Source organism: Mesorhizobium sp. M4A.F.Ca.ET.020.02.1.1 (genome assembly GCF_004022645.1).
GTDB lineage: Bacteria > Pseudomonadota > Alphaproteobacteria > Rhizobiales > Rhizobiaceae > Mesorhizobium.
Genome location: NZ_RZOI01000265.1, coordinates 1 through 7400, shown reverse-complemented (window position 1 = coordinate 7400; position 7400 = coordinate 1). Strand labels below are relative to the sequence as shown.

The window sequence follows — 7400 nt, the reverse complement described above, 5'->3', positions numbered from 1 at the left end:
CTTCAAAGCGCTGGCGAAGCGCCGTGGTGATCTGCTCATAAGCATCGCTGCCGAGCGCCAGGCGCAACGGCGATTCCGGTCTTTCGGAAACGTCGATTATGGCCTGTGCCATCTTGCGCGGATCGCCCTTGGCCGCATCCGCCATGGATGCCATGTGAGTGCGAATGTAGCCGACTGGGGTGTTGGCGTAGGCATCCAGGGCCGGCGCAAGATCACCGCTGCGCGTGCCGAAATCGGTCTTTGCACCGCCGGGTTCGACAATCGTCACCTTGATGCCGAGGGAAGCGACCTCTTGCGCCAGCGCTTCGAAGAACCCCTCGACCGCCCATTTGCTCAGGCCGTAGAGGCTCGCGAAGGGAATGGCGGACTGGCCAAGCGCGCTGGCGATCTGGAAGAAATGCCCGCTCTCCTGGTTACGGAAGTGCGGAAGAACTGCGCGGGCGAACTGCACCGATCCGATCACGTTGGTGTCGATCTGGCGCCGGATCTGATCGTCGCTGACCTCTTCCGCGCCGCCGAACAGACCGTAGCCGGCATTGCTGACGGCAAAGTCGACGTGACCGAGCGCCGTAAAGGCGTCATCGACGACCTTGCGCAGCGCGGCAGTGTCGGTCACGTCGGCATATCCGACCCAGAGCCGATCGCCGTGGATTGCTTTCAGATCGTCGAGCGCGCCGGGCTTGCGCAGCGTCGCCGCTACGGTATCGCCGCGGGCGAGTAGCAGATCGGTGAGTTCGCGACCGAAACCAGAGGACGTACCAGTGATAAGCCAGGATTTGGGCATGAGAGTTCCTTTTTATCCGTTGTTGAACACTGTATAGATCGATACATAAGACTACAGTTGAACACTGTCTAGATGTGGTTCGAAAAAATTTTGGAGGTCATGCGTGCCAAGAAAGCGCGGATATCATCACGGGGAACTTCGGGAGGCGCTGATCGCCGCCACTGACGCCATCTTGAGAGAAAACGGCATAGAGGGCTTTACACTGCGCGATGCCGCGCGCCGCGCAGATGTCTCACCCGGGGCCCCCGCGCACCATTTCGGCAACGCATCGGGCCTCCTGACGGAGGTGGCGATCCTCGGCTACCGCGAGCTTGGGCGCTATCTCGCTGCTGTGCCGGACAGCGGGACGCCAACCGAAAGGATGAGAGCAATAGCGGCGGCCTACGTTGCCTTCGCGCTCGACCATCCCGGCCGATTCCGGCTGATGTTCCGCAAGGATCTAATCAACCGCTCCGATCCCCAGTACGAAACAACGAGCCGACAGGCTCTTGTTCCGCTCGCTGAAGCGGCTGCTCAAGTCAGCGGCACCACTCTGGAGGCCCTGCTAAAGGTACAGGATTTGGCTCCCGTCTTTGCTGCCTGGTCCACTGCGCACGGCATTGCTCACCTCGCCTTGGAAGAAAAGATGCAAGTCGCCCTTCAAGGCAACTACGATCAGGACTTTCGGAGCAGGCTTCTGCCCGAAATACTGAAAGCGCAATGGCCATGATCGATAGAGGATATCCTGCGCAGAACGACCGGCAGAACACATGGTCGTACAGGAAGCATCCATGTCCTCTGCTATCGCCGGTCTCCATACCTGTGACCGCAAGAGCAGTTGTTCGGGCTTGAGTGCTTTCGAGAGGTTTTCCGCGCAGCGGGAGAACATGGTTATTGTGCGCACCACATTGGTAATACCCAGGCAGTCGCAGACCACCTCTTGCCCCTCGAGCAACTTCTCGATCGCATCGGGATTCTGAGCGTCGCCCGCGGGCACACGCAAGCGTGGGTGACTCACCGGCATGCGGCCTGGTACGCGAGCGAGCACCGTGACATCGTGGCCATCTGCCAGAGATGCTTGCGCCGGCCATCGCTGCGCTTTCGCGCCACAGCCGGTCCTGAGCGTCTCGGTCTCGCGCGAGTTCCGAAGGGTCCGGGAATGTCGGTTTGCCCTTAACCAGCGAGACACAGGCCCGGCCGGGCGGTGGGGTGATTTTTCCCAGAGCCACGTCGGCGAGCATTTTTCCCGAATGCTCGGGCCTGTTCATGAGGAACTCGGGACGGAACAAACCGATCAGCGGAAAGATCGTATGCATCAGAACCGTCACAAGCACCTTCTGCAAGACAGAGGCGTCACGACCTGGATTGAAGGCGATCACGTTGATCTGGCGCACCTTCACCTCATCCAGTCGGGCGAAAGAAAGAGCAGTCATGAGATTGCACAATTTCGACGCCGTGTACGAGCGTATGCCCGCACCAGAACCGTGGTTCACCGCGAACGTCATCCCGTAGCCGTCCGCGCTCCGCTCCTCGGCAGCAGAACCACGAAGGCCGGCGTTGAGGATCAGAATGTCAATGCGGGCATCACCAATCCGCCGCTGAACCGAGTCGGCGAAGTCCCGTACGCTGGCGAGCGAGGCGAGATCGAGCGGCAGGATCTCGACCGCCGGCGGCGCTGTTCGGCCTCTCCCACGAGCGCCAATGATTACTCTCGTGCCGGGCTGCGCGGCGATGTTCTGAAGGGTGTATATGCCGAAGCCGCTCGTGGCCCCGGTCATGAGGACAACACGCTGCGCTTTTTTCATAGTTGATAATTCCGTTCTGCCGCTCGCCCAACGGGCGTAGTCTGCATTCATGCCAGGCTCGTTCGAGCCGAGGTCTCGATTAAGATCGGCCGACGCCCTTACCGCGTCATCTTCAGGTCGGGCTTGTCGCCGTTCCAGCCCTGAAGCCCTCCAGGAACCTCGCGAAATCGAAGGCACTCCGATATCATCGTGTAGGTGATGCACATCGCATCGCCTTTGAGCGCCCAGTTGACAGACAACGAAAACAGCAGAGGACCGCGTATGCTGCCGGTGCCGGACTTGTTCAGGGTGAGCTTGAACGACCTGCCGTTCGGCGCGCTCGCCGACCGGGGGGCGCCATCCGCGAGAATGGCGGCCGCCTTCCCCGGTGGCAGATAGTCCTGGGTCCCTGCGGCGAATGTGGCGGTCGAGTCAAGAAATGCGACGGCTGCCGTAGCAAGCGCTAGCTGGATCTTCATGCTATTTCCTTTCTTCAGTCATTGCGTGAAGCCCGCCATCTGCGGCGCTTCGCGAGGTCATGTTTCGCGTTAGTGAGGGGCTGCTCTTGTCGGTCCAGCCTGGCGGCAATCGCAGCTGACCGGCGACCGCGCCGGGGATGCCAGGGGCACGGCCGAATGCTTTGCAGGCGTCGTATTTCGGTTTGCCGCCGAGCGAGACCCTGATCCTCTGCATCGACGGGATCGACGGCATTCCCATTCCCTTGAACGGGTCCTTGCCCTTGATCAGCATCTTGCTGAAGTCGTCCGAGAAGGCAGAAGAGAGGGAGTACGCATCTCCCACCGAGGAGACTCGGGCGCCTGTCGTGATTATGTTCGCACCGCGCGACCAGACCATGGCCGCCTTCTGAGATCCGTCCCTACCGACCGCCTCGGCTTCGATCGCCAAGCACCAAGGCCGATTGGCAGCCTGGGGATTGGCACGGGAAGGGCCACCGTGGCGCCGAGCGAAGCCGCCGTAGACGCTGCAGCGGCCGTCCGGTTCGTCGCTACGATGTTGGTGACCGTCGCGTGGACCACGAGGTCTGCCGGCTGGTTGGGGGCCACGACAAGGAAAGGAACCGGTCGCTGAGATCGGTGCAAAGGGCTCGGTCGATGGTGTTAGTGACAAGCGCCAGGTCTTTGGGCTCGAATTGGCTATTTCCAATTCTTGCTGAGGTCGGCACGATGCTCACCGTTTGTGCGCTGAGAAGCGGTGCCGAATCCAAGCGTAGCTTAGCTTTGGTGAGCATGCCGCCTGAGGGGGTCATCCGGCGTAGGAACTGAGGGAGGTGCCCTGCCGCAAAGGTACATTTGCGCAGGCTGAGAGCAATACGAGCAGGGGCCCGCAGAGCGCAGTCCGTCGGAACGTTACACGTCGTTTACGCCTCAAGATCATCGCCAACCCTCTGAACCGCGATCACGGTTCAGACTTAGCGACGTCAGCGTTAATGGCGGTAAAGGCAGTGTAAAGTTGGGTAAAACTTGCGATTAGACTCGATCGTGCATTGGCCTTCCCGTTTGAGGCGACCAATGAGGCTCTGGCCTACGTCGAGACAGGTCGAGCCAAGGGCAAGGTAGTCATCAAGGTAAGATAGTGACTCTCCGATTTTGGTGGGAAAACTTCGGTGATGAGCAAGGCTTGCTGCGGCAGCTCCAACGTCGCAGGCCAGATCGCGACGGTGTCCGCCCCCTTTCGAATATAGCACCTGCCTTTGGCGTGCGCCGAAGGGTGCCTGCGCTAGAAGCGGACAAACCAGATGAGAAAGCAGCGGGTTAGCTCAACGAAACATGTTTCGAGCGCTGAACTTGACGTTGGGCAACAGCGTCTGATGTCGAACCTTACTAACGATTTAAGCGGCGCAGCTCAAGGATTGCTGCACTGTGGTCCAGATCCCCACCGCCATGCTCAACAAGCCCGCGAAATATACGATCGACCTCCGTTGCTACAGGCAATGTTAGACCGAGTGATGCGGCCAGCACGAGTGCCGTGCCGGTGTCTTTGATCTGATATTTCGCGGGACCGCCGGGCACGAAATCGGCTTCGATCATGCGCCGACCGTGCTGGCGAAACACCGTCGAGTCGGCAAAGCCGCCGAGCAGCGCCTCGCGCACGCGCGTCGGATCCGCGCCACCTCGTTCCGCCAGCAGGAGCGCTTCGGCAACCGCGCAAATGTTGCTGGCGACGATCAACTGGTTGGCGAGTTTTGCCAGGTTGCCGGCGCCAGCCGGGCCGACATGCGTGACACGCCCCAGCTCGGCAAAGACAGGCCTCAGCGTGTCTATGGTGTCGGCTTCACCGCCCGCCATGATGGCAAGCATCCCTTCATCCGCGCCCTTCTCACCGCCGGAAACCGGAGCATCGACGTAGCGGATGCCCTTTTGCGCCGCCAGCTCTGCTTGCCGGCGCGCGGTATCGACCGGGATCGAGCTCATCACCGCAAGCATCGACTCCGGCGACATCGCGTCGGCCACGGCATTTGCGCCGAACAGCGCCTCGTCGCAGACCGGCCCCGAACTCAGCATCGCAATCACGACATCCGCATACCGCGCCGCCTCTGTTGCCTCGGCGGCAACAGCGACGCCGAAGCGCTCGAGCGCTTCGGCTTTGCCCGGACTGCGGTTCCACGCGCTCACGGCAAAGCCGGCCTGCGCCAGCCGGCGGGCCATGTGGCCGCCCATGATGCCCGTTCCGATGAAGCCGATCCTGGTGGCGCTCATTGCGGCGACCGGTGCCTGATCAGCCGTTTTCGAGAGCGGCGAAGCGAACGACCGTCTCTTCGACCTCGAGCGCCTTCATAGCCGCCTGGAAGCGCTTCAGATGCCTGGTTTGCAAATGCGCGTCGAATGCGGCGCGATCGTCGTACACCTCGTAGAACAACACTGTGTCCTTGGCCTCCTCGGGGCAGACGACATCGAAGCGGCGGCAGCCCGACTCGTCGGCGAGCGAATGGTGGGCGTCGTCCAAGGCGGCATAGAGAAATGGAGTCCTGACCTGCGGCCTGACGCGAAATTCGGGGATCACCACGAAGGATGGCGCACTGCGCTTGCTCATGACTTTTCTTCCCGGGCGATCAGGCGGCGACGCTCGGCGTCGGGCGGAAGCGCTCTTCCATCTCGCGGCGCAGCTTCACGACGTCGAGGTCGTTGACCAATTCGACATCGTTGAAGCTGACGATCTGGTCCTTTCTGACGGCGCGCTTGAGCCGCACATTGTGCGCCAGCCCGATCGGAAGCGCCGCGTGCTCCAGGCTGATTGAAGCCGGGATGGCCTTTGCCCAGACGGCGTAGCCACCCTCGCCGTCCAGCATCTCGCCGGGCTGCATATCCTTCTTGGCTGTCGCCACGGCATCGCCGCGGAATTCCTTCGACGAGCCGGTCGGCTCACCGCGCAGAATGGCCGACAACACGCTGATCGAGGTTTCCAGCCCAATGATATGGAAGGGCCGCCACATCGAGCCATACCATCCCGACGGATCGGTCAAAAGGCCGTACTGCTTGAAGCAGGCGCGCGAATACTCGTTGTGCGCCTTGAACGTGACGAAGACGCCATAGCGGATGTTGTTGATCACCTCGCGGCCATCCGGCTCCTGGCTGGCGGCGATGTCGACAAGGCCGGAGCGCGCCATGCGTCCGCCGTCGGCCGCCGGACGGAACACCTTGGCCAGATCGTGGAGGCCGGCAGGCGGGAAGGCCAGGCCGCCGTCAGGACAATCAAGTCCGGTGCCGTTGGCAACCGCGGCCATCTCAATCGCCGCCTTGGTGCCGTCGGTAAAGGAGTTGTACATTTTCGGATTGAAGTCGCCCTTGGCCACCTCTTCCTCGCTCCATCCGAAGAAACCCCAGACCGTGTCGGGCGTGGAATAGCGATAGCGCGGCTCGAAATTCATCCCCTTGCCGGCCGCCGTCACCTCGAAGCCGGTCGCACGCGCCCAATCCACCAGCTCGCAGATCAGCGCCGGCTGGTCGCCATAGGCCATCGAATAGATGACACCCTTCTGGCGCGCCTTTTCGGCCAGGATCGGTCCTACCATAACGTCCGCCTCGACATTGACCATGACGACATGCTTGCCGGCTTCGATCGCGGCGAGCGCATGACGGGTTCCGGCAATCGGATGACCGGTCGCCTCGATCACACATTCGATCTCCTCGCAGGCTAGCAGGGCGGCAACGTCGTCGGTAACGAAGGTCGTGCCGTGCTTCACCGCCTCACCGGCATTCTTCGCCTGATACCGCTCTGCCGGCCAGCCGACGCGCTGCAGCGATTCCCGCGCCTTGGAAACATTCAGATCGGCCACCGCGACCATATGGTATCCGGCGACGCGTTGCGCCTGCGACAGCACCATAGAGCCGAATTTGCCCGCACCGATCAGGCCTACCCGCACCGGGCGTCCACGCTCCGCACGCGCGGCAAGCAGGGTATAAAGGTTCATGTCCGTATCCTTCGCATCACCGAATTCGGCACGCCGCAAGCTTCGGCGAGACGCGTGAAAGCCTTCGTGTCCCGACTCACCGCGGACACGCTGCGAAGGCGCTCGACACCTCCCGCAATGGCGCAATTGCCTCCCCGGCAAGCCGTGCTGCCGATGTCCGGCCTGTTTGCCGAACCGCTACATTCGTATTGCGGGAGAGCTGTTAGCTCAATTTAGAAGGTGAGCTTGATCGTTTAGCTGCACTAAAGATTTGAGATGCGTAGGCCGCATGCCGTCAGGTCGAGACGTGCCTGGCGGCGGCCTGGTTGGCGAGATCGAGACACACCGCGAAAGTGCTGCCGGCGGCAAAGGCCGCCGCAAAGGTTCCGGCGAAGACATCGCCGGCGCCGTGCGTGCTGATCAATCGCACAGGAATGGCGGGCAC

General features: G+C 61.7%; 7 protein-coding genes and 3 pseudogenes. 3 read left to right on the top strand and 7 right to left on the bottom strand.

Translation table 11 applies throughout. The features are described 5' to 3' along the window. Positions 1-784: SDR family oxidoreductase (locus tag EN742_RS17620; RefSeq protein ID WP_128333083.1), on the bottom strand; the 784-nt coding region annotated here is incomplete at its 3' end. 103 nt (positions 785-887) lie between these two features. Here EN742_RS17620 and EN742_RS17615 point away from each other — a divergent pair. Beyond that, on the top strand, positions 888-1493 hold the full coding sequence (locus tag EN742_RS17615; protein ID WP_128333082.1) for a TetR/AcrR family transcriptional regulator: 606 nt from the start codon (positions 888-890) through the stop codon (positions 1491-1493). A gap of 580 nt (positions 1494-2073) precedes the next feature. After that, positions 2074-2574 (top strand): hypothetical protein, encoded by a 501-nt coding sequence (locus EN742_RS39415; protein WP_189375423.1) that lies wholly within the window; start codon positions 2074-2076, stop codon positions 2572-2574. A gap of 92 nt (positions 2575-2666) precedes the next feature. Here the strand turns inward: EN742_RS39415 and EN742_RS17605 are convergent, their stop codons facing one another. Together EN742_RS17605 and EN742_RS17600 are read right to left on the bottom strand one after the other, a co-directional pair. Further along, positions 2667-3026: a hypothetical protein gene (locus EN742_RS17605; protein ID WP_128333081.1), complete on the bottom strand. Its 360-nt coding sequence runs from the start codon at positions 3024-3026 to the stop codon at positions 2667-2669. 1 nt (position 3027) lies between these two features. Then, positions 3028-3942: pseudogene (locus EN742_RS17600) on the bottom strand (DUF3313 domain-containing protein). A gap of 88 nt (positions 3943-4030) precedes the next feature. Between EN742_RS17600 and EN742_RS17595 the strand changes: the two are divergent. Next, a pseudogene (locus EN742_RS17595) lies at positions 4031-4141 on the top strand (zinc-binding dehydrogenase); the annotation flags it as partial. A 247-nt stretch (positions 4142-4388) separates the two neighbouring features. Here the strand turns inward: EN742_RS17595 and EN742_RS17590 are convergent. From EN742_RS17590 to EN742_RS17575, 4 genes and pseudogenes are all read right to left on the bottom strand, one after another. Beyond that, positions 4389-5273, bottom strand: a pseudogene (locus EN742_RS17590) (NAD(P)-dependent oxidoreductase); the annotation flags it as partial. A 10-nt stretch (positions 5274-5283) separates the two neighbouring features. Next, entirely contained in the window at positions 5284-5598 is a 315-nt protein-coding gene (locus tag EN742_RS17585; protein ID WP_128333079.1) for a putative quinol monooxygenase, read from the bottom strand. Positions 5599-5617: 19 nt separating this feature from the next. Beyond that, on the bottom strand, positions 5618-6976 hold the full coding sequence (locus EN742_RS17580) for a Gfo/Idh/MocA family oxidoreductase (RefSeq protein WP_128333078.1): 1359 nt from the start codon (positions 6974-6976) through the stop codon (positions 5618-5620). 274 nt (positions 6977-7250) lie between these two features. Then, complete coding sequence (locus EN742_RS17575) at positions 7251-7400, bottom strand: PfkB family carbohydrate kinase (RefSeq protein ID WP_281034972.1); 150 nt, start codon at positions 7398-7400, stop codon at positions 7251-7253.